Origin of the sequence: Pseudomonas sp. TTU2014-080ASC (genome assembly GCF_001446935.1) — a bacterium.
GTDB lineage: Bacteria > Pseudomonadota > Gammaproteobacteria > Pseudomonadales > Pseudomonadaceae > Aquipseudomonas.
In genome coordinates this window covers 45,443-69,563 of record NZ_LKKK01000012.1, presented here as the reverse complement: position 1 = coordinate 69,563, position 24,121 = coordinate 45,443, and the positions used below count along the sequence as shown (strand labels likewise).

23 protein-coding genes, 1 tRNA gene and 1 pseudogene are annotated in these 24,121 nt (G+C 56.7%); 6 read left to right on the top strand and 19 right to left on the bottom strand.

What is annotated here, in order from left to right:
* Positions 1-1,143: 1,143 nt before the first annotated feature.
* From AO726_RS15035 to AO726_RS15030, 3 genes are all read left to right on the top strand, one after another.
* On the top strand, positions 1,144-1,662 hold the full coding sequence (locus AO726_RS15035) for a hypothetical protein (protein WP_058068919.1): 519 nt from the start codon (positions 1,144-1,146) through the stop codon (positions 1,660-1,662).
* 102 nt (positions 1,663-1,764) lie between these two features.
* On the top strand, positions 1,765-2,379 hold the full coding sequence (locus tag AO726_RS21180; protein ID WP_152987300.1) for a hypothetical protein: 615 nt from the start codon (positions 1,765-1,767) through the stop codon (positions 2,377-2,379).
* The gene (locus AO726_RS15030) at positions 2,380-2,580 is read left to right on the top strand and encodes an alginate O-acetyltransferase AlgX-related protein (RefSeq protein WP_058068918.1); all 201 of its coding nucleotides are present in this window, start codon (positions 2,380-2,382) and stop codon (positions 2,578-2,580) included.
* Between the two features lie 407 nt (positions 2,581-2,987).
* Here AO726_RS15030 and AO726_RS15025 read toward each other — a convergent pair.
* The 5 genes and pseudogenes from AO726_RS15025 to rpsU form a co-directional block, all read right to left on the bottom strand.
* Positions 2,988-3,607: pseudogene (locus AO726_RS15025) on the bottom strand (DJ-1/PfpI family protein).
* 149 nt (positions 3,608-3,756) lie between these two features.
* Positions 3,757-3,833, bottom strand: a tRNA-Ile gene (locus tag AO726_RS15020).
* Between the two features lie 135 nt (positions 3,834-3,968).
* Complete coding sequence (gene rpoD, locus AO726_RS15015) at positions 3,969-5,816, bottom strand: RNA polymerase sigma factor RpoD (RefSeq protein ID WP_058068917.1); 1,848 nt, start codon at positions 5,814-5,816, stop codon at positions 3,969-3,971.
* Positions 5,817-5,883: 67 nt separating this feature from the next.
* Positions 5,884-7,869: a DNA primase gene (gene dnaG, locus AO726_RS15010; protein WP_058068916.1), complete on the bottom strand. Its 1,986-nt coding sequence runs from the start codon at positions 7,867-7,869 to the stop codon at positions 5,884-5,886.
* A 138-nt stretch (positions 7,870-8,007) separates the two neighbouring features.
* The gene (gene rpsU, locus AO726_RS15005; protein WP_058068915.1) at positions 8,008-8,223 is read right to left on the bottom strand and encodes a 30S ribosomal protein S21; all 216 of its coding nucleotides are present in this window, start codon (positions 8,221-8,223) and stop codon (positions 8,008-8,010) included.
* Positions 8,224-8,428: 205 nt separating this feature from the next.
* Here rpsU and tsaD point away from each other — a divergent pair, with 205 nt between their 5' ends.
* A complete protein-coding gene (gene tsaD, locus AO726_RS15000; RefSeq protein ID WP_058068914.1) occupies positions 8,429-9,454 on the top strand; it encodes a tRNA (adenosine(37)-N6)-threonylcarbamoyltransferase complex transferase subunit TsaD in 1,026 nt (341 codons plus the stop codon).
* Between the two features lie 31 nt (positions 9,455-9,485).
* On the opposite strand, the gene plsY is transcribed toward tsaD, so the two are convergent.
* Positions 9,486-10,055: a glycerol-3-phosphate 1-O-acyltransferase PlsY gene (plsY, locus tag AO726_RS14995; protein WP_058068913.1), complete on the bottom strand. Its 570-nt coding sequence runs from the start codon at positions 10,053-10,055 to the stop codon at positions 9,486-9,488.
* A 73-nt stretch (positions 10,056-10,128) separates the two neighbouring features.
* Between plsY and folB the strand changes: the two genes are divergently transcribed.
* Positions 10,129-10,485 (top strand): dihydroneopterin aldolase, encoded by a 357-nt coding sequence (gene folB / locus AO726_RS14990; RefSeq protein ID WP_058068912.1) that lies wholly within the window; start codon positions 10,129-10,131, stop codon positions 10,483-10,485.
* Positions 10,476-11,009 (top strand): 2-amino-4-hydroxy-6-hydroxymethyldihydropteridine diphosphokinase, encoded by a 534-nt coding sequence (folK, locus tag AO726_RS14985; RefSeq protein ID WP_058068911.1) that lies wholly within the window; start codon positions 10,476-10,478, stop codon positions 11,007-11,009. Before folB ends, folK begins: the two co-directional genes overlap by 10 nt.
* On the opposite strand, the gene AO726_RS14980 is transcribed toward folK, so the two are convergent.
* The 13 genes from AO726_RS14980 to pdxA all read right to left on the bottom strand — a co-directional run bounded on the left by AO726_RS14980 (position 11,003) and on the right by pdxA (position 23,993).
* A complete protein-coding gene (locus AO726_RS14980; protein WP_241492129.1) occupies positions 11,003-11,341 on the bottom strand; it encodes an OmpA family protein in 339 nt (112 codons plus the stop codon). The two genes, folK and AO726_RS14980, sit on opposite strands and share 7 nt — an antisense overlap.
* Before the next feature lie 186 nt (positions 11,342-11,527).
* Positions 11,528-12,775, bottom strand: coding sequence for a diguanylate cyclase domain-containing protein (locus tag AO726_RS14975; protein ID WP_058068910.1), 1,248 nt, complete (start codon positions 12,773-12,775; stop codon positions 11,528-11,530).
* Positions 12,772-13,341, bottom strand: coding sequence for a YfiR family protein (locus AO726_RS14970; protein ID WP_058068909.1), 570 nt, complete (start codon positions 13,339-13,341; stop codon positions 12,772-12,774). Before AO726_RS14970 ends, AO726_RS14975 begins: the two co-directional genes overlap by 4 nt.
* Before the next feature lie 209 nt (positions 13,342-13,550).
* The gene (locus tag AO726_RS14965; protein ID WP_058068908.1) at positions 13,551-14,783 is read right to left on the bottom strand and encodes a multifunctional CCA addition/repair protein; all 1,233 of its coding nucleotides are present in this window, start codon (positions 14,781-14,783) and stop codon (positions 13,551-13,553) included.
* Between the two features lie 58 nt (positions 14,784-14,841).
* The gene (locus AO726_RS14960) at positions 14,842-15,336 is read right to left on the bottom strand and encodes a DUF4136 domain-containing protein (protein WP_058068907.1); all 495 of its coding nucleotides are present in this window, start codon (positions 15,334-15,336) and stop codon (positions 14,842-14,844) included.
* 79 nt (positions 15,337-15,415) lie between these two features.
* Positions 15,416-16,981 carry a SpoVR family protein gene (locus tag AO726_RS14955; RefSeq protein WP_058068906.1) on the bottom strand — a complete coding sequence of 522 codons (1,566 nt, stop codon included), beginning with the start codon at positions 16,979-16,981 and terminating at the stop codon, positions 15,416-15,418.
* The gene (locus AO726_RS14950) at positions 16,978-18,249 is read right to left on the bottom strand and encodes a YeaH/YhbH family protein (protein ID WP_058068905.1); all 1,272 of its coding nucleotides are present in this window, start codon (positions 18,247-18,249) and stop codon (positions 16,978-16,980) included. The genes AO726_RS14955 and AO726_RS14950 overlap by 4 nt, the downstream gene beginning before the upstream one ends.
* A 72-nt stretch (positions 18,250-18,321) precedes the next feature.
* Positions 18,322-20,244: a PrkA family serine protein kinase gene (locus AO726_RS14945; RefSeq protein ID WP_058068904.1), complete on the bottom strand. Its 1,923-nt coding sequence runs from the start codon at positions 20,242-20,244 to the stop codon at positions 18,322-18,324.
* A 288-nt stretch (positions 20,245-20,532) separates the two neighbouring features.
* Positions 20,533-20,862 carry a thiosulfate sulfurtransferase GlpE gene (glpE, locus tag AO726_RS14940; RefSeq protein ID WP_058068903.1) on the bottom strand — a complete coding sequence of 110 codons (330 nt, stop codon included), beginning with the start codon at positions 20,860-20,862 and terminating at the stop codon, positions 20,533-20,535.
* On the bottom strand, positions 20,859-21,680 hold the full coding sequence (locus tag AO726_RS14935; RefSeq protein ID WP_058068902.1) for a symmetrical bis(5'-nucleosyl)-tetraphosphatase: 822 nt from the start codon (positions 21,678-21,680) through the stop codon (positions 20,859-20,861). Before AO726_RS14935 ends, glpE begins: the two co-directional genes overlap by 4 nt.
* Positions 21,680-22,060, bottom strand: a complete 381-nt coding sequence (gene apaG, locus AO726_RS14930; RefSeq protein ID WP_058068901.1) for a Co2+/Mg2+ efflux protein ApaG — start codon at positions 22,058-22,060, stop codon at positions 21,680-21,682. Before apaG ends, AO726_RS14935 begins: the two co-directional genes overlap by 1 nt.
* Positions 22,061-22,074: 14 nt before the next feature.
* Positions 22,075-22,878 (bottom strand): 16S rRNA (adenine(1518)-N(6)/adenine(1519)-N(6))-dimethyltransferase RsmA, encoded by an 804-nt coding sequence (rsmA, locus tag AO726_RS14925; RefSeq protein ID WP_058068900.1) that lies wholly within the window; start codon positions 22,876-22,878, stop codon positions 22,075-22,077.
* Positions 22,879-22,994: 116 nt separating this feature from the next.
* Complete coding sequence (gene pdxA, locus AO726_RS14920) at positions 22,995-23,993, bottom strand: 4-hydroxythreonine-4-phosphate dehydrogenase PdxA (protein WP_058068899.1); 999 nt, start codon at positions 23,991-23,993, stop codon at positions 22,995-22,997.
* Positions 23,994-24,121 lie beyond the last annotated feature (128 nt).

The following is a 24,121-nucleotide window of genomic DNA, read 5'->3' as shown; positions in this document are numbered from 1 at the left end:
GCTTCGGGCATGTCACTCATTAAATGCAGCTGTACTCGGCGCGGCCCAGTTCGACACCATCGGCCAGAGGCCAATGCATTTCCTTATGCGCATCGTCTACTGCTTCATGCCCCGCGAAGAGTAGGTGCAGAGGTTTCATCACTATTTGAGCGGCTTAGGTGAATTACATCCACAGCTAAGCAAATGGTATTAAAAGGCTCCTCTCCTCAAGAAGCATTAAAACGCGAAGTAGTCGAATACATTGAGTACTTGGTAAACGAGGCGTCAAAAGGGGTTGATGCCGGATACCCGAATTGCCTGAGCGTGTATGCCTGTAATGGGCAGGAGAGCCCGCTCAGCTTGCTGATTGAAATGCTAAAGCTGGCGGTAAGCCTATGACCCGAGATCGATTGGGTCGTGATAGTCCCCCGCAAGTACTACATGAAAGAGCAAGTCTTCTCAGACCGACAGACCATCGGCTGGATAGGCATCTGCCCCCCCAAGAGCTAAATCGCAGCGACTTTCCGGATGCCAAAGAACTCATCGACATTCCAGGCCGTGGAACCGTCATGGTGAACGTCGAGCAGGTGATGGATGAGCGCAACCGCGACCACTCCCGCATCGTCGGAACTCACGACACCAAGCTCGTCGAGTTGGGGTATTTGCCGATGTTTAATAATTGATCGTGTTATTGGTAGTGATCTGGAAGGGCAGAGTCTTTGTGATACCGCTACTTACACCCGCTCTAACATCTCATAGGCTCGTAACTACCAGATGGACGAGATGAGGCACGCGCTCGTACATAGATCAGTCCCCTTTATTTCTTTATTGTCTAGCTAGGTAGCTTACTATTCAGTATGCTCAAGAGAATGAAGGCTCTCTAGCAGGTAATGCTATGCCGCTCCGTCTAGCTTATATATTACGCACCCCTTGCCGATCCATAGCCCTACGGGCTTTGCATCACTGCAAAGTCATTATCAAAAATAGCGGAAGCGTAAAAACGAGCATTCAAGCGAATACGTTATCTGTGGCCTTATGTGCGCCCAACAGATTGACCGCTAAGGATTTATTTTGCCTTATGGTTCGGCCAATGGCGGAGTTATATCGCGTACACGCACTATGCGTTAAACACGAATGCGGTCTAATCACTGTTAGGCACTAATCATGAATCCACAGCTAGTCGCTCTACATAAACATTGGTGCACGGCAGATGCAGTGAAGCAGTTTGTGTCTGCAGAGTTACCCAATATCGGTAATTTCGATGCTGAAGAGTGGGTTAAAGAGATTGGGGGTATGGCCTCAACTCTCCACAGAATGTCAGTGTGGTATTCATTAATTTACGTTGTAGTCGAAGGCTATAAAGAGCTGAATTGCTCGCATGAAGCGGTAGACAAGCTATTAAGTAATGAAGAGTACGTCGATTTCCTCAGATTATTACGGAATGCGACGTTCCATTATCAAAAAGATCCATTAACAGAAAAGGCTCAGAAATATTTGATAGTTCAGGATAGTGAGATATGGATTCGAGAGCTTAATAGAGCACTCGAAAAGTTCTTTCTAGATAACTTGCCTGTCAGAGAGTTTCTAAATTCGGTCAAGGTTAAAAATGCCTACAATCCAATTAACGTCGCGCCTTCGGCGTCGGACGCGCAAAAAGACGCGCGCCGGTTATTGGGGCGTTAGGCTACATAAGCGAGAATTATGGACATAAAACGCGTTAATGATCTTGGATCAGCAGTACTGCATTGGCTTTGCTTTCAAAATCTTTGCGGTCGTGGAGCACTCATGTCCGAACACTATCTTAGTCAGCCTATTGGTGAATATTTACTACATCATCACTCCGGGCCGCTAGATTCCGAAGTTGACCATCCTAACCTCAATCCTGCAGGAAGGCGCGGCCGTCCTCGTCAAATTGATTTCTGTCTTTCCAGCCGTGAGAAAAACCGGCTTACAGCTGCCTTTGAATTGAAATGGGTTGGCAAAGGCGCCTTTGACAAACAGCGCGTAATTGATGATTTGCTAAGGCTTGAGGCGTTACGAAATGCAGAGTCACAGCACGTTTTCCGTTATTTTCTAGTGGCAGGTGAAGCAACTAACTTCACAAACAATTTCCAGAATTCACAAGCAAATATAGGGAGTCGCGGCGGCAGAGTGAATTTCTTTCAAGAATTTCTGGATTTTTCAACCAGCACTGACAAAACAATTGTCGTCAATTCTCTGTCCGCCCCACAACTTGAAGCTTGTAATGAATTCTCTAGCTACTATCAATCACAATGCCCTCGCCGCTTCATCACTCAGCGAGTTCATGCAACAAGCATGAATGGCTTTACTGTTTACATTTGGCGAATTAGAAGTGCTAAGCACCGCACAACACTGCCACTCCCGCCCCCGCAGCCTTAAATGCGACCTAACAAGAAAAGGGGGCGGATTTATTTACGTTCGGGAAACTCCAACTTCGTGCCATTTTTAGAGCAAGCCTTAGGTGCGAGCTTGTGTAACTTTGACAAAGACGGCGGGGAGGTCTTAGGTGCCGTCAAGGATTACTTCGTCAGTCCCGCCTTCAAAAAAAACGCCCCAATTGCTGATCTGGGAAATCCCTGAACGGGATCTGCAACCTGCCATTAACGATGACCTGCCATTGCCGCCGGGATAATGATCAAATGCTCGCGGTGGAAGGCTGTTGCGCTGGTCTTGGGAGCGCTAGCCCGATTCGCTGCTTGATATGTCTGAATTGCTGATTTGATAACGCGTACTGCGCCCGCCGCCAGGCAGGCGTACGATGCAGCCTTAATAACGGATTAAGCTTGGTATGCTCTCAAATCAAGCGTTAAATCAACCAGCGCACTTTCGGTTCGGCATGCCGAGTTACCGCCCTTGGGCCTGATTTTAGGCGAGCAGATGCGGGCAAGCAAAGCTTAGGAGCGGCCAAGTGAGCTGATTGTGTCGCCATAGACCAATCTTGTTATCTGATTGGCTGGTGCTGCTTTTTACTTGGGCTTCGTTTAGCACTAAGCCTTTCGGCCGCTATCGTTCTCTGTCCAGTCAAAGTCCAGCTGTCGTGCTGTACGCTCAGCCAATTCGCGAGAGTGTAGGCGTTCCAGAAGGTGCAGGCTCATGTCTATCCCTGTCTAAATACCGGCTGATGTGACGAAAGAATCTTCATCGACCCAGCGCACTGCACTGAGAACGTCGAGTGAGGGGAGCATGGCCTTGAGGTCGTCAATGTCTTCCCTGTGTGTGGTCACTCGTTTACCTGCCAGCTTGCCGGGCTTCGCCAGCAAGAATGCGTCGGTACACACGCTTGCAATTAAGCGATCGGGGATCAATTCAGTGCGGATCCAGTCGATTACATCGACTTTATCCAGCTCAATATCCACCACACCGGTCGGCACAATCAGGTAATCAATGTCCGGGTGATCACTGATTGTGCAGTCAGGGGCAACCTTCAGCCTAGCGAGGGCTGTGACTGAGGCGGAAGTACGGCCAATGGTGAAGACATTGGGCAGCGGAGCCCCGCTAGGTTATTGCGCAGACACATGCGGGGTGCGGTGGTAAAGACTTCATAAGGGCCGGCAAAGTCGAGGACCTCAACGTCGTCGTAAACGTAAATACCGATATTGATTGGCACGGCTAACTGCCCAGGCGCTCATATGGCTGTGGGGCATTAGTAGCGCGTGTGGACGTTTTGTGAACACATTGCTGATTTTGACTTCTTTTGAAGGCGTCAGAGCCTATTGTCCAGAAACACAAAAGCCGCGCAGTGCGCGGCTTTGAAGGTGGTGGGCCCACACGGACTCGAACCGTGGACCAAAGGATTATGAGTCCTCTGCTCTAACCGACTGAGCTATAGGCCCTCAGGGGTCGGGCGATTATAGCGAGGTGATTTGCCGATAGCCAAGCTAAAGCGTTGATGTAGTTGGTTTTGTGCGTCAGGCACGGGAAAACTGGAGCCTATAAAGCAAAACCCCGGCAGAGCCGGGGTTTTGGTGTTACTCGTCGAGGAAGGAGCGGAGGTGCTCGCTGCGCGTCGGGTGACGCAGTTTGCGTAGCGCTTTCGCTTCAATCTGACGGATACGTTCGCGGGTTACATCGAACTGTTTGCCGACTTCCTCAAGGGTGTGGTCGGTGTTCATGTCGATGCCGAAGCGCATGCGCAGTACTTTGGCTTCACGGGCGGTGAGGCCGGAGAGTACTTCGCGGGTGGCTTCTTTGAGGCTTTCCACGGTCGCCACGTCGATTGGCGATTGCATGGTGGAGTCCTCAATGAAGTCGCCCAGATGCGAATCTTCGTCGTCGCCGATCGGGGTTTCCATGGAGATCGGCTCTTTAGCGATCTTCAATACCTTGCGGATTTTGTCCTCTGGCATTTCCATGCGTTCGCCCAGCTCTTCCGGGGTCGGCTCGCGGCCCATTTCCTGCAGCATCTGGCGGGAAATACGGTTGAGTTTGTTGATCGTCTCGATCATGTGAACCGGGATACGGATGGTCCGTGCCTGGTCAGCAATGGAGCGAGTGATCGCCTGGCGAATCCACCAAGTGGCGTATGTGGAGAACTTGTAGCCGCGACGGTATTCGAACTTGTCCACCGCTTTCATCAGGCCGATGTTGCCTTCCTGAATCAGGTCGAGGAACTGCAAACCGCGGTTGGTGTACTTCTTGGCGATGGAGATCACCAGGCGCAGGTTCGCTTCAACCATCTCTTTCTTCGCACGGCGGGCCTTAGCCTCGCCGATGGACATGCGACGGTTGATGTCTTTGATCTCAGCCAGGCTGAGTTCGGTCTCGGCCTCCAGTGCGATCAGCTTTTGCTGGCAGCGCTGGATGTCTTCTTTCAGGTTGCCAATCGCTTCTGCGTATTTGGCTTTACCTTTGGCCAGTTGGTCGGCCCAGCTTTCGTCGATTTCGTTGCCTGGGAACAGGCGCAGGAAGTCGGCGCGAGGCATGCGGGCGTCACGCACGCACAGTTGCATGATGGCGCGTTCCTGGGCGCGCAGGCGCTCCAGAGCACTGCGAACATGGGCAACCAATGTGTCGTACTGCTTCGGCACGAGTTTGATCGGCATGAACAGGTCGGCCAGCTCGCTCAGAGCAGCGATGCTCTGCTTGCTGCCACGGCCGTTCTTTTTCAGGGCTTTTTTGACTGCATCCAGTGCTTCGGAAACGGCAGCAAAACGGCGCTGTGCTTCCTCCGGATCTGGACCGCCATCACCTTCGTCTTCGTCGTCGGAGGCTTCTTCGTCGGCTTCTTCGTCGTCGCTTTCTTCAGCGGCTTCACCGTCCTTCAGTGGGACAGGTGCAGCTGTTTCCGCAGGCAAGGTGCCGTCATCCGGGTCGATGTAGCCACTGAGGACTTCAACCAGGCGGCCACCTTCTGTGGTTACGCGGGTGTATTCGGCGAGAATGCTGTCGACAGTGCCGGGGAAGTGGGCGATAGCGCCCATGACTTCGCGGATGCCTTCTTCGATGCGTTTGGCGATTTCGATTTCGCCTTCGCGGGTCAGCAGTTCCACAGTACCCATTTCGCGCATGTACATGCGCACCGGGTCGGTGGTGCGGCCAATATCGGTTTCAACGGCTGCGAGTGCTGCGGCTGCCTCTTCGGCGGCTGCTTCATCAGTATCGGCTTCGGCCAACAACAGGGCATCCGCATCCGGGGCAGTCTCGAATACGTTGATCCCCATGTCATTGATCATGCGGATGATGTCTTCCACCTGTTCCGGATCGGAAATATCCTCCGGCAGGTGGTCATTGACCTCCGCGTAAGTCAGGTATCCCTGCTCACGTCCACGGCTGATCAATTCTTTCAAACGAGATTGCTGTTGCGCTTTTCCGGACATAACACCCTATCCATTGAAGGTCTTGGCGGGCAAAAAACAAGCGGAGGATTATACCCGAGTTACATGCTTATGCGCCAGTTGGGCGCGGTATATCCCCTGAGGAGTTGCGGGTTAACAGGTTTCGTAGCTGGTCTTTCTCTTCCGCGCTGAGCTCACTTTGACGTGCTTTGCTTAGTAAATGTTCCAAGCTGCGCTCGCGCTGACGGTCGATCAATCTAGTTATAGTGTCGAAAAACTGTTGTTCAAGGTTGTCATCTGAAATTAACCACTCTTTTTCTGCCAGAGCGCGAAGTAGTCGGCCTTGTTCGGTGCCGTGCCAGCGTGCAATCAGCTGTAAAGAGCGCATTTTCGGATTTTTCTGTAGCGCGCCGAGCAGTGCAACCAAGAGCTGGGCGTAAGTGTCGTCTTCAGCGGCGAAATGGCTCACATCTTCGACTTTTTGTGCCAGATGTGGGTGGTGCAAGAGGGTGCGCAGGGCGACCAGGTGGGGTGATTCCACGCTGATGGCGGTGCGTGGCTGGCGAGGTGCGAAGTCGCCCTTTTTCGTCCACTTACCACCTTCTTTCTTCCACTCTCCTTTGCCTTTTCCCTTGCCTTTGAAGCCGCTGCTGTCGAATTCTGGGGCCGGATTAGGCTGTATGAAATCGCTGTGGCTGGGTTCTGCGTCGTAAAAGGCGCTATCCGGCATATCCGAGTAGTCGGGATAGTCAGCGCTTGCGGCTGGGCTGCTGGCCGGGGCGGTATGGCCCGCGGGTGTCAGTTCATCAAGGGCTTGCGCGGTGAGTCCGGTGATCTGGCTCAGGCGCTGGCGCATCAGGGCGCGCAGAGTGTTGCCCGGGATTTTCTCAATCAGTGGCGCAGCCAGCGTGGTCAGGTGGGCTTTGCCTTCAAGCGAGCTGGGGTCGGCTTCTTCGCTGAGGTGCTGGAAGAAGTAGTCGGCCAGCGGCTGTGCCTGCTGGTTAATGCGGGCGCGGAAGGCGTCTGTGCCTTCCTGGCGCACCAAGGTGTCTGGGTCTTCACCATCCGGCAGGAAAAGGAAACGTGCGCGGCGGCCGTCCTGCAGGTTGGGCAGGGTGGCTTCCAGTGCGCGCCAGGCGGCATTACGCCCGGCGGTATCGCCATCGAAGCAAAAGAGTACGCTGGGCACCAGGCGGAACAGGCGTTTCAGATGTTCTTCGCTGGTGGCGGTGCCGAGGGTGGCGACGGCGTTGCGCAGGCCTTGTTGGGCGAGGGCGATGACATCCATGTAGCCTTCCACGACCATGATTTCATCAAGGTTGCGGTTATGTTTGCGGGCTTCGAACAGGCCATAGAGTTCCTGGCCTTTGTGGAAAACCGGGGTCTCTGGCGAGTTGAGATACTTGGGCTTTTCGTCGCCCAGCACTCGGCCGCCGAAGGCAATGACCCGCCCGCGAGAGTCGCGGATCGGGAACATGATGCGATCACGGAAACGGTCGTACTGCTTGCCGCTTTCGGCGTTCTCCACCAGCAGACCGGCGTCGATCATGGCCTTTTGTTGCAGGCCGTCGCCGCCAAGGTGTTTGCGCAGGTTGTCCCAGCCGGGCGGGGCAAAGCCGAGGCTGAAATCGCGGGCGATTTCTCCGGACAAGCCGCGCCCTTTCAAGTAGTCCACTGCTGCTTTGCGTTGCGGATGGTGCTTGAGAGCCTGCTTGTAGTACTCGGCGGCGGCGCTGAGCAGTGGGTAAAGCGGTGAGTCGGTGGGCTGGCGCGGTTTGCTGTTACGGCTGCGTTCTTCCCTGGGGACTTCCATGCCGGCGCGTTTGGCCAGGTCTTCGATTGCCTCAGGGAACTCCAGCTGGTCGTGGTCCATGATGAAGCCCAGTGCGTTGCCGCCAGCACCACAGCCAAAGCAGTAATAGAACTGTTTGTCCGGGCTGACACTGAACGATGGGGTTTTCTCTTTATGGAACGGGCAGCAGGCGGTGTAGTTTTTGCCGGCTTTTTTTAGCTGGATGCGCGAGGAGACCACGTCGACGATGTCGGTGCGGTTGAGCAGATCATCGATAAAAGACTGTGGAATCAGGCCGGCCATAGGGACTCAGAATACTGTTCTGTGTGCTGACAGAACAGGGGAGGGCAGAAACTAAAAGACTCCGAAATCACCGGAGTGACGCGGAGTCTAAAAGCGAAACCCGGCCGGAGCCGGGTTCGTTCGTTGCGCGAGTACTGATTAGTACAGGCGAACGCTGCGGCGCTGCTCGCGCTGCACTTTCTTAGCGTGACGCTTAACAGCGGCAGCGGCTTTGCGCTTACGCTCAGCGGTCGGCTTCTCGTAGAATTCACGGCTGCGAACTTCAGCCAGAATACCGGCTTTTTCGCAGGAGCGCTTGAAACGACGCAGAGCTACGTCGAAGGGTTCGTTCTCTTTAACTTTGACGGCTGGCATCCAGGGCGTACCTTTTTCTTTACCGGGGGTAACGTTACTCCTGGCAAATGGCGCTGGAGAACGTAGTTTTTAAGGGTTGCGGATATTACCGCCTTGTTGTGAGGAATGCAAAGCCTCTCGGCGAAAAGCGCTGGCCGGGCCATGCTGCGGGCCATTATCATGCCTGCCCTCATAAGTTGCACACTTTACTACGAAGGCACTGCCCATGCTGGTTCTGGGATTGGAAACCTCTTGCGACGAAACCGGTGTCGCACTTTATGACAGCGAGCTTGGCCTGTTGGGCGATGCGCTGTTCAGTCAGATCGATCTGCACCGCGTTTACGGTGGCGTCGTGCCTGAGCTAGCGTCCCGGGATCACGTGAAACGTATGTTGCCGCTGATTCGTCAGGTTCTTGAGCAGGCTCAGCGCACGCCGGAAGACATTGATGCCGTGGCCTATACAGCGGGTCCGGGGCTGGTCGGTGCGCTGTTGGTTGGTGCCTCCTGTGCACAGGCGCTGGCGTTTGCCTGGGGTATTCCGGCCCTGGGGGTTCACCATATGGAAGGCCATTTGCTGGCTCCGATGCTGGAAGATCAGCCACCGGCGTTTCCGTTCGTCGCTTTGCTGGTTTCAGGCGGGCACACGCAATTGGTGCGCGTCGATGGCATCGGTAAATATCAGTTGCTCGGCGAGTCGTTGGACGATGCGGCGGGTGAGGCATTCGACAAAACTGCCAAGTTGATGGGCCTGCGCTATCCCGGTGGCCCGGAGATCGCTCGCCTGGCCCAAGACGGCACACCTGGGCGCTTCAAGTTTCCACGTCCGATGACGGATCGTCCGGGACTGGAGTTCAGTTTCAGCGGTTTGAAGACCTTCACCCTGAACACTTGGCAGCAGTGCCAGGCTGAAGGGGATGACAGCGAGCAGACCCGCAGCGATATCGCCCTGGCGTTTCAGGATGCAGTGGTGGATACGCTGACAATTAAGTGCCGTCGCGCATTGAAGCAGACTGGCCTTAACAACTTGGTTATTGCGGGCGGTGTGAGCGCTAACAAGGCGCTGCGCCAGTCGCTGGAGAAGATGCTGGCTGAGCTGAAAGGCGAGGTGTTCTACGCACGCCCGGCATTTTGTACGGATAACGGCGCGATGATCGCGTATGCGGGCTGTCAGCGTTTGTTGGCCGGGCAGCAGGATGATTTGGCGATCAAGGTGCAGGCGCGCTGGCCGATGGAGCAGTTACCAGCGATCTGATTCCAACGTGAGACAGGCTCATTATCTGGATTTAAAAATGTCGCTCACGCCCGGCAAACAGGTCGCGTAGATTGCTCCGGTGCCGCCAGACGATCAGCCCGCACAGCACGCAAACTGGTAACAGTGCTGCGGGTTGTTGCCAGGCCAAAAGCGGCAAGGTGAGTGGTGTGGCGATCAGGGCCGCAAGTGAGCTGGTGCGGGTCAGGAGAAAGACCAGCACCCAACTGGCGAGGGCCAGCAAGGCTGCGGGAGGGTAAAGCCCAAGTAGCATGCCGGCGGCAGTGGCGACACCTTTGCCGCCCCGGAAGTTGAAGTACAACGGATACAAATGGCCAATGACGGCGGCAAGGCCGATCCAGGCTTGTTCCTGGAGGCTGAAGTTGGCCAGTTTGGCGATCAGAATGGGTAATAAACCTTTGAACAGGTCGCCAATCAGGGTAAAAACGGCAAGGCGTTTACCCGCTACTCTGAGCATGTTGGTGGCGCCGGGATTGCCTGAGCCGCTGGCGCGCGGGTCCGGCCCACCGGCCAGTTGGCTGAGCAGAATGGCGAACGACAAAGAGCCGAGCAGGTAGGCGACAATCGCCAACAGCCAAAACATGGTATCCATTCCGGGCAAGGGAGCCCTGATTCTAGCGAGGTGCGGCCAGATTGTCGTGCCGTGGAGAGTATTGTTGGACACAGTTTTTATCGAAGGCCTGGAAGTCGATACGGTGATTGGTGCCTACGACTGGGAGCGCACCATCCGCCAGTGCCTACGCCTGGATTTGTATCTGGGTTGGGATAATCGTCCTGCTGCAGCCGGGGATGATTTGACCAAGGCACTGGATTACGCCCAAGTGGCGCAGCGTATTCAGGCGTTCTCCAGCGAAGCGCAGTTCATCTTGGTGGAGACCTTCGCAGAGCGCTTGGTCGAGCTATTGATGAGTGAGTTTCAGATTCCGTGGGTGCGGCTCAAGCTGACCAAGCCCGGTGCCGTGCCTGCTGCCATCGGTGGCGTTGGAGTGGAGATCGAGCGCGGATGTCGCTAACTCCTGTGCTGTTGGGCCTCGGCAGTAATATTGAGCGCGAAACGCATCTGTGTGCCGGGCTGGATGCGCTGGCTGAGGTGTTGGTGGACATGCGCTGTTCGCCGGTATTCGAAAGCGAGCCGGTGGGTATCAAAAGTGGCCCGTTCTTCAATCTGGTGGTTTCGGGCCTCAGCGCGTTGCCGCTGGGTGAGCTGGATCGCCGCCTGAAGTTTATTGAAGCCGACAACGGCCGTTATGCGCCGGACCGTAAAGGCTTGCCGTTGGATATTGATGTGCTGATGTTTGGTGATCTGGTTGGCAATTTCGACGGTCTGATCCTGCCTCGGGCTGAAATCCTGAAGAACGCCTTTGTGCTCTGGCCATTGTCGCTGCTGGTGCCGGAGACTGTGCATCCGGTTCAGCAGCAGTGTTTCAGGCAGTTATGGCAAGCCGCGCAGATCGACCAGAGGCTCTGGCCTGCTCCGTTCACTTGGCGTGGGCACGCGCTTACGCCTCCAGACTTGCTAGGGGCGTCCGTTCAGTAGTGGCTTGGGTCTACGATCATCACTACGCGACGGTTTTCGCTGCGGCCTTTGGAGGTCTGGTTGTCGTACAGCGGTTTGCTTTGACCCACTCCGCGCACAGTGATGTGCCGGCTGTCCATCCCGGCTTCCGCCATTGCATTTGCAACGCTTTGGGCGCGTCGGGTCGATAGCTCGTCGTTGTAGCTGCGCGGGCCCTTATCGTCGGTGTGGCCTTCAAGGTGGGCGCGGTTGATGCCAACTTTGAGCAGTTGTCGGGTGATGTTGGTGATCCGGGCTTTCACTTCGGGGGAGAGCTGATCCGAGTCGCTGGCAAACAGCAATTTGGCAGACATGTTTAGCATCCAGCCATCGTCAGTCTGGTAGAAGCCCGATTGTTGAAGGAGATCTCTCTGCTCTTTGCTCAGGCCCGTGGTCTGGCAACCGCTCAATGCGAGTGCGAATAAGAGGAATGGCACTAGGGTGTTGCGGATACTACGCACAGTGTTTCTCCTTGAGTGTCTAGCCGGGGGCGGTATGCCTTAGTCAGCAAAGCCCGCCAGGGTGTGTCCGTTCTGGTTGCGTTTGGTTTGATACATCGCGGTGTCTGCTTCGTTCAAAAGCTCCTCGGGTGTCTCCGCGTGCTCTGGGTAGAGCGCAATGCCAATGCTCAGTGAGGTGTAAATCAGCTGGCCATTACTGAGCAGGATGGGCTCGGCCATGCTGGCGTTGATTTTGTCGGCAATGGTGGTGGCATCGTTGGAGTTGAAGATGGGTTTGAGCATCACGGCGAACTCGTCGCCACCGAGTCGGGCCACCACATCATCCTCGCGCAGTTGTGTCTGTAAGCGTTTGGCGATGGCCACCAAGACATCATCTCCGGCGGCGTGGCCGAGTTGGTCATTAATCTCTTTGAAACGGTTGCTGTCCAGAAACAGCACAGCAATGGATGTCTTGCAGCACCGGGCCTCTCGGATGGCATCGAGCAGACGGCTGTGGAACAGGGCTCGATTAGGCAGGCCGGTGAGGGCGTCGTGGTTGGCTTTGTGGGCCAGCGAGGCTTTCTCGGACTCAAGCTGATGCTGCCAGGCTTCCAGCTGATCAAGCAGGCTGTTGAAGTCATCGGCCAGGTCGCTGAACTCGGCAATTTCTGTGGTGGGGACGCGCTGGTTGAAGGTGCGGTCCGTGGAAATGCTGTGGGCCAGCCGAGATAGGTGTCGCAGCGGTTGGGTGATGACCCGACGCATGCGTCTGGAGCCGTAAACAGCCCCCACAGTGCTGAGCCCAAGGCTCGCCAGAAGTCCGGCCAGCCCGTAGAGGAAATAGCTGAGCAAGGTGGAGCCCTGGCCGCGAATGTGCAGCTCGCCAATCACCTGATCGTGGTTGGTGATGGGGTGGATCAGTTCGCCGGATATCAGCAGTTCGGCGGTGAATTCTTCCAGGGCGCTGATTACTCGCCGTCTTGGCGCCTCACGACTGGCCAGGAGGTGCTGGTGTTCGTCATACACTGAGACGAGGGCGACGTCCTCCGTTTCCAGGACCAGGTTGAGGGCTTCCTGCACTGCTTCGCGATCTTTAAAGACGACGGCGGGGCCAAGGCTGTAGGCCATGGAGCGGGCGATCAGCTGCAGGTTTTGGTTGGCGTAGCTGCTGAGTGTTAGCAGGCTGATCAGCGCCAGTGGCAGGCAGGTCAGGGTCATGACCAGAATTGCCAGGCGCAGATGGGCACGATCTAGCAGCTTGCGCAGGCTGGGATGGGGATGCGCGAGGATTGCCTTGCGCCTGTTCATAGCTGCGCCCCCGGACGTTTACCGAGTTGCAGGACGTTGGGGTGGATGCGCACGCCGCTACGGGCGATGGCGTCCAGATTGACCTGGAAGCCCACTTCCTGACCGATAACTTTCAGGCAGAACTGGCTGCCTTCGCTGCAGCCATCGGCGCTTTCGGTAATAGTCAGGATTGGCAGATCAGTCAGCTTCTGAAACAGCTGCTGGCGTTGCTTGTAGTCCGTTGAACCCAAATAGATCAGGTTGCATGCAGTGGTTACTTGCGGGTTGTCGATCAGCAGCCGTTGGGTTTGCACGGTCTGCCGTGGGCTGGACGGTTGTTTTTTCCAGAGATAGTCGGCGTATTCGGTGGCACCGACCACACACAGATTGAGGGGATTCGGTGTTTGTGGCCACTGCGCATAATTGATGATGCCGAAAATAACTTGGGCGGCATGCAGAGTCCGGCAGGTGGCAGGGTTGTGGCAGGGAGCGTTGGTCGGACTAGCGAATGACAAGCTGCTCAGGCTGGCACAAACAGCCAGAACCAGAGCCCGGCTTGGGCCTGCCAGACGGGTGAAACGAGTCAACTCAGAAGCTCCAATGCAGCATTTTGCAAGTGTGATGTTGGCGTTATGCCGCATTAGAGATACAAAAGTGTGATTAGGTTCTGTACGGAAGTCTCTTTAATTTTCTGGAAATGGCAAAAAGCTGACAGGAAGTCGCAATTTATATTGGTTTCGTCGTGTTTTTGACTTTTGACTCAGGCGCGCTGAAGCGCCTGTGATCATTGAGCGGCTCAGTGGCCGCTGTGCTGGTTGCGGTAATCCTGCAGAGCGCGCAGCCGTTCGGCATCGAGAGCCTGCCCTAACTCAGCGCCTTTAAGGCCACGCTCAAGCAGCGGTTGCACGGTGACTGCGCGGGCTGCGTGCATGGCTGCCAACAGGTAGGAGGCTTGTGGATAAGGGCGGTCTTCGAGGCCAAGCCGACCCCGGGCGTCCATTTCGCAGGCAGCGACAAACTCTTCAAAACGCTGAGGGCGGCGGAACACGTCGAAGGCCTGCATCAGTTTGAGCAGCGTTGCAGCCTTCAGCTCCAGGGCGCGGTGGCTGTGAGTGTGAAATTCGCAGACCTTCAGGGCCAGCTCCTGACAATCCTTGGGGGCTTTGCAGCGCTGGTTGATCGCCGTTACCAGCTTTAACCCACGGTGTTCATGGGCAATATGGCGCGGCCATTCGGCTTCGGGGGTCAGGCCTTTGCCCACATCATGCAGCAGGCAAGCCCAACGTACGGTCAGCGGTTGCTGATGTTCGGCGCATTGCCGTAGGACGCTTAGGGTGTGCTCGCCGGTGTCGATTTCCGGGTGATGGGCTGGCGGTTGAGGAACGCCAAAAAGACGATCTACTTCTGGCAGCAGCACTTTCAGGGCGGAGCAGTCGCGCAGGACCTGAATAAACACATCTGGCCTGGGCTCCATGAGGGCGCGGGAGATTTCTTTCCAGCTGCGCTCGGGCGTCAGGGCTTCAAGCTCGCCAGACTCGCTGAGTTGACGCATCAGTTCCAAGGTCTCGCTGGCCACCTTAAAGCCCAGCGGTGCATAGCGGGCGGCAAAGCGGGCCACACGCAGCACGCGCAGTGGATCTTCGCTGAACGCGGGAGACACATGTCGCAGCAGGCGGGCTTCGAGGTCGCGCTGGCCGCCGTAAGGATCGGTGATGTTGCCGTGAACGTCTTCGGCCATGGCATTGACGGTCAGGTCGCGGCGGATCAGGTCTTCTTCCAGTGTTACATCCGGGCTTGCGTGGAAGGTGAAGCCGCCGTAGCCGTGGCCACTTTTGCGCTCGGTACGGGCCAGCGCGTATTCCTCACCGGTTTTGGGGTGCAGGAAAACCGGGAAGTCTGAACCGACCGGTTTGTAGCCTTGTTCCAGCATTTGCTCGGCCGTTGCGCCGACAACGACCCAGTCGATATCAGTCACGGTTTTGTGCAACAGGCGGTCGCGCACAGCGCCACCGACTTTGTAAATCTGCATGGTGTGTCCTCCGAAGTGCACAGAATAACGGCTTACGGAGGCGCTTGCCTGCGGCCGTTTAACTGGCAGCGCGGGGCAGTTCGCGGAGCAGGCGCTGTGTGGCCTGTTTCAGCAGGTCGGTACGCTGGCTGGCCGGGCTGAGCGGAGTGTCTATGCTGCCTTCCCAGAGCAGGTTCTGCTGGGCGTCGTGCAACTGTACGCGCAAGCTGGCGTTGACATCCTGCAGACGGTGAACGGCTTGGTATGGGCCTAACGGCTCGGGCGCGGGGGTGTCGACATTGAGCTGCAAGGGCGTGGTCTGTTCGCTGAACCAGTACTGCACCTGAATTTCAGCAGGCTCCGCTGCTTGGTAGCCACGCTGTTCAAGCCCTTGCAGGAGGAGGCCGTGAAGTTGCGCCTGTTGCGCGGCAGGTGCTTCGGCGTCTGCCTCGGTTGGGAGCAGGCTAAAGCGCTGCAGGCCGTTAAGCATCACGCTGGCAGAGGTGCTGATGTGGGGTTGTGGCTGTGGATTGGTACAGGCTGCGATCACCAGCAGCACCGCAGTCAACAGCATGAGCCGGATCCGGGGCATGTCCTGTCTCCGAAGTGAGTATGCGGCCATGGTGCTGAGTCTGCGGTGGGCTGGCAACCGATCAAATGGGCGGAGGAAAGGGGTCGAATCGCAAATAGTCGGTGGCTGTTTCAACTGTGGGTTTAGGTGGAATGTGCAGTGTCTCGGCCAACTGCTCGCCTTGATAAATCTCCAGATGGATATTGAAGCCCCACAGCCGGTGCAAGTGCTTTAGCACCTGTTCGGTGGAGCTGCCCAGCGGTTTGCGGTCGTGCTGTTGGTGGCGCAGGGTGAGGGAGCGGTCGCCGCGGCGGTCGATGCTCCAGATTTGTACGTTGGGCTCGCGGTTGCCGAGGTTGTACTGGGCGGCCAGTGACTCGCGGATGGTGTGATAGCCGCCTTCGTCATGAATGGCGGGCACGTGCAGGTGGCTCATGCGGTCGTCATCCAGCACGCTGAACAGCTTGAGGTCGCGAATCACTTTGGGCGAGAGGTACTGCAGGATGAAACTTTCATCCTTAAAGCTTTTCATGGCGAATTTGACGGTGCTCAGCCAGTCGCTGCCAGCGATATCGGGGAACCAGCGTTTGTCTTCCTCGGTGGGGTCTTCGCAGATGCGGCGAATGTCGCGGTACATGGCAAAGCCCAGCGCGTAAGGGTTGATGCCGCTGTAATAAGGGCTGTCGAAGGGCGGCTGATAGACCACGCTGGTGTGGGATTGCAGGAACTCCATCATGAAGCCGTCAGTGACCAGGCCTTCGTCGTACAGGTCATTCATCAGGGTGTAATGCCAGAAGGTCGCCCAGCCTTCGTTCATCACCTGGGTTTGCCGCTGTGGATAAAAGTACTGGGCGATTTTGCGCACAATGCGGATTACCTCTCGCTGCCAGGGCTCCAGCAGCGGGGCGTGTTTTTCCAGAAAGTAGAGGATGTTTTCCTGCGGTTCAGCGGGGAAGCGGCCGCTGTCTGTATCGCCGGTTTTGCTGGCAGCTTTGGGTATGGTGCGCCACAGGTCGTTGATCTGTCGTTGCAGGTGCTCTTCACGCTCCTGCATGCGGCGGCGCTCTTCTTCGGCAGAAATCGGGTAGGGCCGTTTGTAGCGGTCAACGCCGTAATTCATCAGGGCGTGGCAGGAGTCCAGCAGTTCTTCCACTGCATCAATGCCATAGCGTTCTTCGCATTGGGTGATGTACTGCTTGGCGAAGACCAGGTAGTCGATGATCGAGCTGGCGTCAGTCCAGGTGCGGAACAGGTAATTACCCTTGAAGAAGCTGTTGTGGCCGTAGCAGGCATGGGCAATCACCAGTGCCTGCATGCACATGGTGTTTTCTTCCATCAGGTAGGCGATGCACGGATCGGAGTTGATCACGATTTCGTAGGCCAGCCCCATCTGCCCGCGCTTGTAGCCCTTCTCGGTGCTGAGGAAGTGTTTGCCGTAAGACCAGTGGTGATAACCCAGCGGCATGCCGACGGAGGCGTAAGCATCCATCATCTGTTCAGCGGTGATCACCTCAATCTGGTTGGGGTAGGTGTCGAGCCCATAGCGCTCGGCCAAACGGGCGATGGCCTGGTCGTACTCGCGGATCAGCTCGAAGGTCCATTCCGAGCCGGTGGAGATTGGCTGACGCGGCTTGCTGGCATGGGTCATGACACGATCCTCCGCTGAAACAGATTGCGGAATACCGGGTAAATATCGGCTGCGGAGACCAGTTGTTGCTGGGCGAAGGAGTCAGCAAAGGCCTCACTGACTTGCTCGTACTCGTACCACAGTGCCTGATGTTCGCGCGGGGTGATTTCGACGTAGGTGAAGTACTGCACGAAGGGCATGATCTGTTTGATCAGGATGTCCCGGCATACCGGCGAGTCGTCGTTCCAGTTGTCGCCGTCGGAGGCTTGGGCTGCGTAGATATTCCATTCGTTGATCGGGTACCGCTCGGCCATCACCTCCTGCATCAGCTTCAGGGCGCTGGATACGATGGTGCCGCCGGTTTCCCGGGAGTAGAAGAACTCTTCCTCGTCCACTTCGCGGGCGCTGGTGTGATGGCGGATAAAGACCACTTCGATCTTTTCGTAATTCCGCCGCAGAAACAGGTACAGCAGGATGAAGAAGCGCTTGGCAATGTCTTTGGTGGATTGCGTCATTGAACCGGACACGTCCATCAGGCAGAACATCACCGCTTTCGAGCTGGGAGTCGGGTGCTTTACCAGCAGGTTGTATTTGAGGTCGAAGGTGTCGAGGAACGGGATGCGGTTGATCCGCGCCCGCAGTTTCTCGCACTCCTGCTCTAACGCCTGAATGTCGCTGAGGTTGTCGGGTTCCTCGCGCAGCAGGCGCTCAAGTTCGGCCTTGGCTTGCTTGAGTTTCTGCCGGCTGCTGCCGGACAGGGCAATGCGCCGGGCATGGGCTGAGCGCAAGGTGCGGACGATGTTGATGCGTGACGGATTGCCTTCGTTGCTGATCCCTGCGCGCACGGTTTTGAAGGTGTCGCTGCCGGTCAGGTGGCGTTTGACCAAGTTGGGCAGTTCGAGGTCCTCGAACATAAAGTCGAGAAACTCTTCCTGAGTAATCTGGAAGACAAACTCGTCCATCCCTTCGCCGGAATTGCTGGCTTGCCCGGCACCCTGGCCACCTCCGCCACCCTGTGGCCGTGGGATGTTTTCGCCTGCAGTGAATTCGCGGTTGCCGGGGTGGACTGTGGTTTGGCGGCCGCCCTGGCCGTGGTGGAGCACGGGTTCGTCAATGTCGCGCCCGGGAATGCTGATTTGCTCGCCGTGTTCCATATCGGTAATAGAACGGCGGCTGACCGCCTCTTCTACGGCCTTTTTAATGTGTTCACGGTAGCGCCGCAGGAAGCGCTGGCGGTTTACCGTGCTCTTGTTCTTGCCATTAAGACGACGGTCAATCACATGGCTCATATCTGCCCTCCGTGCGCGGGTGCTGGCCGGTAAAGCTGTTCCGGCAGTCAGTGCCGGAACAGTCAGGCCGCTTTACTGCGATTTGCGTACGCGCAGGTACCACTCGGACAGCAGGCGTACCTGCTTGTCGGTGTAGCCGCGTTCCACCATGCGGGTGACAAAGTCGTTGTGCTTCTTCTGATCCTCTTTGCTGGCTTTAGCGTTGAAACTGATAACCGGCAGCAGGTCTTCGGTGTTGGAGAACATTTTCTTCTCGATCACCACCCGCAGTTTTTCGTAGCTCAGCCAGGACGGGTTCTTACCGTTGTTGCTGGCGCGGGCACGCAGAACAAAGTTGACGATCTCGTTGCGGAAGTCTTTCGGGTTGCTGATACCTGCGGGCTTCTCGATCTTCTCCAGCTCCTCATTGAGGGCCATGCGGTTAAGGATTTCGCCGGTTTCCGGGTCGCGGTATTCCTGATCCTGAATCCAGAAGTCGGCGTACAGCACGTAGCGGTCGAAGATGTTTTGCCCGTACTCGCTGTAAGACTCCAGGTAGGCTGTCTGAATTTCCTTGCCGATGAACTCGATATAGCGCGGTGCCAGGTATTCCTTAATAAAGCGCAGGTAGCGTTCGCGCACTTCGGCGGGGAACTGTTCCTGTTCGATCTGCTGTTCCAGCACATACAGCAGGTGCACCGGGTTAGCAGCCACCTCATGTGGGTCGAAGTTGAATACTTTGGAGAGTATCTTGAAGGCGAAGCGGGTCGACAGGCCGTTCATGCCTTCGTCTACACCTGCGCTGTCGCGGTATTCCTGCATCGACTTGGCTTTGGGGTCGGTGTCTTTCAGGTTTTCACCGTCATACACGCGCATTTTTGAATAAAGGTTGGAGTTCTCCGGCTCTTTCAGGCGGCTCAGCACAGAGAACTGCGCCAGCATTTTTAGGGTGTCCGGCGCGCAATGGGCATTGGACAGGGAGCTGTTGAACAGTAGCTTGTCGTAGATTTTGATCTCGTCCGAGACGCGCAGGCAGTACGGCACCTTGACGATGTAAATCCGGTCGATGAAGGCCTCGTTGTTCTTGTTATTGCGGAAGCTATGCCACTCCGACTCGTTGGAGTGGGCCAGCAGAATCCCGTTATACGGAATCGCGCCAAGGCCTTCGGTGCTGTTGTAGTTGCCTTCTTGGGTTGCAGTCAGCAGTGGGTGCAGCACCTTCAGCGGTGCCTTGAACATCTCCACAAACTCCATCAGGCCCTGGTTGGCCCGGCACAGCGCGCCTGAATAACTGTAGGCATCGGCGTCGTTCTGCGGGAAGTCTTCCAGCTTGCGGATGTCGACTTTGCCCACCAGCGCGGAAATGTCCTGATTGTTTTCATCGCCCGGCTCGGTCTTGGCCACGGCAATTTGGTTGAGAATCGACGGATACAGTTTAACCACGCGGAACTTGCTTATATCGCCGCCGAACTCCTGCAGACGTTTGGTCGCCCACGGGGACATGATGCTGTTCAGGTAGCGGCGCGGGATGCCGTAATCTTCCTCAAGAATGGTGCCGTCTTCAGCTTCGTTAAACAGGCCAAGAGGCGACTCGAAAACCGGCGAGCCCTTAATGGCGTAGAAGGGCACTTTCTCAATCAGGTGTTTGAGCTTTTCTGCCAGTGAAGATTTACCGCCGCCAACCGGACCGAGTAGGTAGAGGATCTGTTTCTTCTCTTCCAGGCCTTGGGCTGCATGGCGGAAGTAGGAAACGATCTGGTCGATGCACTCTTCCATGCCGTGGAAGTCAGCAAAGGCCGGATAACGGCGAATTACCTTGTTGGAAAAAATCCGCGACAGGCGCGGGTCATTGGTGGTGTCGACCAGCTCGGGCTCGCCAATGGCCATCAACAATCGCTCGGCTGCTGAGGCGTAGGCGCTGGGGTCGGTTTTGCACAGTTCGAGGTATTCCTGGAGGGAGAGTTCCTCCTGGCGGGTGGCTTCGAAACGTTGTTGGAAGTGGCTGAAGATACTCATGACCTGACCTCGCTCGATGCTGAAAGCCTGGTCGGGGCGGTATGGGTGCCAAGGTGCCCCACTGTACTGCGCAGCAGGTATCCCCCAAACATTGCCAGCTCAATCTTGCAGTGATCCGGCGGACCCTATCCCCGATGCCTAATGGCCGACTCTTACTGATATTGATGGCCTGTTTTAAGGATAGTTCGGAATCGGCGAGGTCAAGGCTGAGGGTGTTACAAGATTGTCAAAGTTGTGGGTGGATTGCTCTGCAGGCCGCGTCGCTAACGGCCTGTAGGCGGATAAAAATTATTCTGCCGAGCCGCTTTCCGTATCATTCGGATAAGTGGTACGCCACAGTTCGAAACCGCCATCGAGGCTGTAGACATCGGTGAAGCCCTGACTGATCAGGTAGGCAGCAGCGCTCTGGCTGGAGTTACCGTGGTAGCAGGTGACGATTAGCGGTGCGTCCAGATCGGCCTGGGTGATGAAGTCATGCAGGGAGTGGTTGTCCAGGTGCGTCGAGCCGCTGATGTGGCTCATGGCATAGCTTTGCGGGTCGCGGATGTCGACTACCACTGCGCCATTCTGGCGCATGCTTTGGGCTTGTTGTGGCGGGATACGTTTGAATTCGCTCATGGGTGCTCCGTACAGTCGCAGGTGTATTTGACGCCGCTGTCTATGTTCATCAGGGTCATGCTGGCACCCCAGACGCAACCCGTATCCAGCGCAACGATACCCGGTTCGTTGGCTTGGCCTTCAAGCGCCGCCCAGTGGCCGAAAATAATGCGCTGTTCGCGGGTTTTGCGCACTTTATGGCTAAACCAGGGGGCGTAACCGGCGGGAGCGCTGTCCGCGCCTTCCTTGGTTTTCAGATCAAGAGTGCCATCCGCTTTGCAGAAGCGCATGCGGGTGAAGTAGTTGGTGATCACTCGCAGCCGGGTTACGCCTTGCAGTTCACCGTTCCACTTGGCCGGTTCGTTGCCATACATACCGTCCAGAAACAGCGGAAGGCGGGCGTCGTCACGCAGAGCATCCTCAACCTCGGCAGCGCGGCGCAGGGCTTTTTCAATGCTCCACTGCGGAGGAATCCCTGCGTGTACCAGTGCGGTGTTGCGTTCGGCGTCGTAGTGCAGCAGCTTTTGCAGGCGCAGCCAGTCGAGCAGATCGGCTGCGTCTGGAGCGTCGATAATTTCTTTGAGAGTGTCGCCTTTCTTCAAGCGTTCGATGTTGTGTGCCACAGCCAGCAGGTGCAGGTCATGGTTGCCCAGAACGCAGGTCAGTGACTGGCGGATGCTGTACAGAAAACGCAAGGTGCCGAGTGAATCGGGGCCACGGTTGACCAGATCACCGACCAGCCACAGCTGATCTCGCTTTGGGTCAAAATCCACCCGGTCAAGCAGGCAGCGCAGGGGCTCTAGGCAGCCCTGAATATCTCCGACTGCGTAGGTGGCCATCAGTGCAAGGCTCCGGGAACGGCCAGGCGGAAGGGCGCGATGGTGGCGGAAAACGGATGCCCGTCCTGCGCGATCATGTTGTAACTGCCCTGCATGATGCCGACCTTGGTCGTCATCAGGGTACCGCTGCTGTAGGTGTAGGTCTCGCCGGGCTCAATATGCGGTTGTTGGCCGATTACGCCGGAGCCTCGGACCTCCTGAACCTGCCCGTCACCATTGGTGATGATCCAATGACGGGACAATAGCTGAGCGGTCAGCGAGCCCCGGTTGGTGATGGTGACTGTGTAGGAAAAGGCAAAGCGGCTCTGTTCCGGCTCAGATTGATCGGGCAGATAGCGGCTGACGACACTGACATGAATGTTGTAAGGCGAATCGCTCATGGGGTGAGGGAGGCTCAGGGTGTTTGGTTGAGTTCGGCCAATCGGTCTGCCAAATGCACGAAGTCTGCCAGTTTCAGTTGCTCGGGGCGTAGGCTACCGTCCACACCAGCGGCTTCAATGTCTTCGGCACTCAGCAGGCCTTTCAGAGTATTGCGCAGCGTTTTGCGGCGCATGTTGAACGCTTCACGTACAACACGCTCAAGCAGGCGCGGGTTTTTAGCCGGGTGCGGCAGTACCTCGTGTGGCACCAAGCGCACGATGGCAGAGTCCACTTTTGGCGGCGGGTTGAAGGCACCCGGGCCGACGTTGAACAGGTGCTCCACGCGGCAATGGTACTGAACCATGATGGACAGGCGGCCCCAATCGCCACCGCCAGGCTCAGCAGCCAAGCGCTCGACTACTTCTTTCTGCAGCATGAAGTGCATGTCGCGGATCAGGTGGGCGTTGTCCAGTAGGTGGAAAATCAGCGGTGTGGAGATGTTGTAAGGCAGGTTGCCGACAACACGCAGCGAACGCTCCCCTGCGTTGAGCTGGGTGAAGTCGAACTTCAGGGCATCTCCCTGGTTCAGGCGAAAGCGCGGGTTGCCGGCAAACTGGGCTTGCAAAATCGGGATCAGGTCCCGGTCCAGCTCGATCACGTCCAGCTGTGCGCCACTGCTCAGCAGGCCCTCTGTCAGAGCGCCCTGGCCGGGTCCGATCTCCAACATGTGTTCGCCTTCACGGGCATGGATCGCGCGCAGAATACGGTGGATAACCCCGGCGTCATGCAGAAAGTTCTGGCCAAAACGCTTACGTGCGCGGTGTTGGTACTCGGACATGCAACAGCTCCAAGTTTCAGACCCATGGCCTGAAACGAATAAAACGACTCGAAAAAGTTTTACAGTCTATCAGTTTTACTGATTTCTCAACGGTAACCAGGCAGAAGGATTCTTGATTAGCGGGGTGTTTGGCTGTCCGCCATCTGGTAAGCCGTCTGCAGTGCCACGTTGAGGCTGCCGGTATCAATCTTGCCGCTACCGGCCAGATCAAGCGCCGTGCCGTGATCCACAGAGGTGCGAATAATTGGCAGACCGAGGGTGACGTTTACTGCAGCGCCAAAGCCTTTGTACTTGAGCACAGGTAAGCCCTGATCGTGGTACATAGCCAGGACTGCGTCGCAATTATCAAGGTGCTTGGGGGTGAACAGGGTGTCGGCCGGCAGCGGGCCGATCAGGTGGATCCCTTCACCGCGTAAGCGCTCCAGTGTGGGCTCGATGACTTCAATTTCTTCCCGGCCAAGATGGCCGCCTTCACCTGCATGCGGGTTAAGCCCGCACACCAGAATACGCGGGTTGCTGATGCCGAACTTGCTGCGCAGATCTTTATCCAGAATGCGCGTAACCCGCGTGAGGCGGTCTTCTGTGATGGCCGCTGCGATGTCCTTGAGCGGCAAGTGGGTGGTCACCAGTGCCACACGCAGTCCGTGAGTGGCGAGCATCATCACCACCTGTTCAGTGTGGGTCAGGTCGGCAAGAAACTCGGTATGCCCGGAGAAGGGTATGCCTGCTTCATTGATCACGCCTTTATGCACTGGAGCGGTGATCATTCCGGCGAAGTCCCCGCTAATGCAGCCTTCAGCAGCGCGGGTCAGGGTTTCCAGTACGTAATGGCCGTTGCGGGCATCCAGCTCACCTGGCGTGACATTACAGGCCAGTGGCGTGTCCCAGACATACAGGTTTGCAGCGGGTGCTGGTTGCTCTGGCCAGCAATCCGGGCTGACGCTGAGCAGTTGGATGTTCAGGCCGAGCTGACGGGCGCGGTCTTCCAGCAAGGCTTGGTTGGCGACGGCGATGAGTACCTGAGGTTGGGCCTCGCGGGCCAGCAGTAGGCAGAGGTCTGGGCCGATTCCGGCAGGTTCGCCTGGGGTCAGGGCAAAGCGGTGAATAACAGTCATTACGGTGTCTCGGCTAATAGGTCCAGCTTATGCAGGACCGGGAATCAGGGGGCGAAAAAAAGCCCGGCTGTGCATCTGCAAGAGCCGGGCTTTTGAGTGGTGCTGACTGCTGGCGGGTGAGCGCCAGC

Excerpts from the sequence above, each read along its gene's own strand:
- AO726_RS14960 (WP_058068907.1), bottom strand. The coding sequence starts at position 15,336 with ATGCTGTTGACTGCGGTGCTGCTGGTGATCGCAGCCTGTACCAATCCA.
- apaG (WP_058068901.1), bottom strand. The coding sequence starts at position 22,060 with ATGAGCGATTCGCCTTACAACATTCATGTCAGTGTCGTCAGCCGCTAT.
- AO726_RS14965 (WP_058068908.1), bottom strand. The coding sequence starts at position 14,783 with ATGCAGATTTACAAAGTCGGTGGCGCTGTGCGCGACCGCCTGTTGCAC.
- tsaD (WP_058068914.1), top strand. The coding sequence starts at position 8,429 with ATGCTGGTTCTGGGATTGGAAACCTCTTGCGACGAAACCGGTGTCGCA.
- rpsU (WP_058068915.1), bottom strand. The coding sequence starts at position 8,223 with ATGCCAGCCGTCAAAGTTAAAGAGAACGAACCCTTCGACGTAGCTCTG.
- AO726_RS14955 (WP_058068906.1), bottom strand. The coding sequence starts at position 16,981 with ATGACCCATGCCAGCAAGCCGCGTCAGCCAATCTCCACCGGCTCGGAA.
- folK (WP_058068911.1), top strand. The coding sequence starts at position 10,476 with ATGTCGCTAACTCCTGTGCTGTTGGGCCTCGGCAGTAATATTGAGCGC.
- AO726_RS14935 (WP_058068902.1), bottom strand. The coding sequence starts at position 21,680 with ATGGCCACCTACGCAGTCGGAGATATTCAGGGCTGCCTAGAGCCCCTG.
- AO726_RS21180 (WP_152987300.1), top strand. The coding sequence starts at position 1,765 with ATGTCCGAACACTATCTTAGTCAGCCTATTGGTGAATATTTACTACAT.
- rpoD (WP_058068917.1), bottom strand. The coding sequence starts at position 5,816 with ATGTCCGGAAAAGCGCAACAGCAATCTCGTTTGAAAGAATTGATCAGC.
- AO726_RS15035 (WP_058068919.1), top strand. The coding sequence starts at position 1,144 with ATGAATCCACAGCTAGTCGCTCTACATAAACATTGGTGCACGGCAGAT.
- rsmA (WP_058068900.1), bottom strand. The coding sequence starts at position 22,878 with ATGTCCGAGTACCAACACCGCGCACGTAAGCGTTTTGGCCAGAACTTT.
- pdxA (WP_058068899.1), bottom strand. The coding sequence starts at position 23,993 with ATGACTGTTATTCACCGCTTTGCCCTGACCCCAGGCGAACCTGCCGGA.
- dnaG (WP_058068916.1), bottom strand. The coding sequence starts at position 7,869 with ATGGCCGGCCTGATTCCACAGTCTTTTATCGATGATCTGCTCAACCGC.
- glpE (WP_058068903.1), bottom strand. The coding sequence starts at position 20,862 with ATGAGCGAATTCAAACGTATCCCGCCACAACAAGCCCAAAGCATGCGC.
- plsY (WP_058068913.1), bottom strand. The coding sequence starts at position 10,055 with ATGTTTTGGCTGTTGGCGATTGTCGCCTACCTGCTCGGCTCTTTGTCG.
- AO726_RS14980 (WP_241492129.1), bottom strand. The coding sequence starts at position 11,341 with ATGTCTGCCAAATTGCTGTTTGCCAGCGACTCGGATCAGCTCTCCCCC.
- AO726_RS15030 (WP_058068918.1), top strand. The coding sequence starts at position 2,380 with ATGCGACCTAACAAGAAAAGGGGGCGGATTTATTTACGTTCGGGAAAC.
- AO726_RS14975 (WP_058068910.1), bottom strand. The coding sequence starts at position 12,775 with ATGAACAGGCGCAAGGCAATCCTCGCGCATCCCCATCCCAGCCTGCGC.
- AO726_RS14945 (WP_058068904.1), bottom strand. The coding sequence starts at position 20,244 with ATGAGTATCTTCAGCCACTTCCAACAACGTTTCGAAGCCACCCGCCAG.
- AO726_RS14950 (WP_058068905.1), bottom strand. The coding sequence starts at position 18,249 with ATGAGCCATGTGATTGACCGTCGTCTTAATGGCAAGAACAAGAGCACG.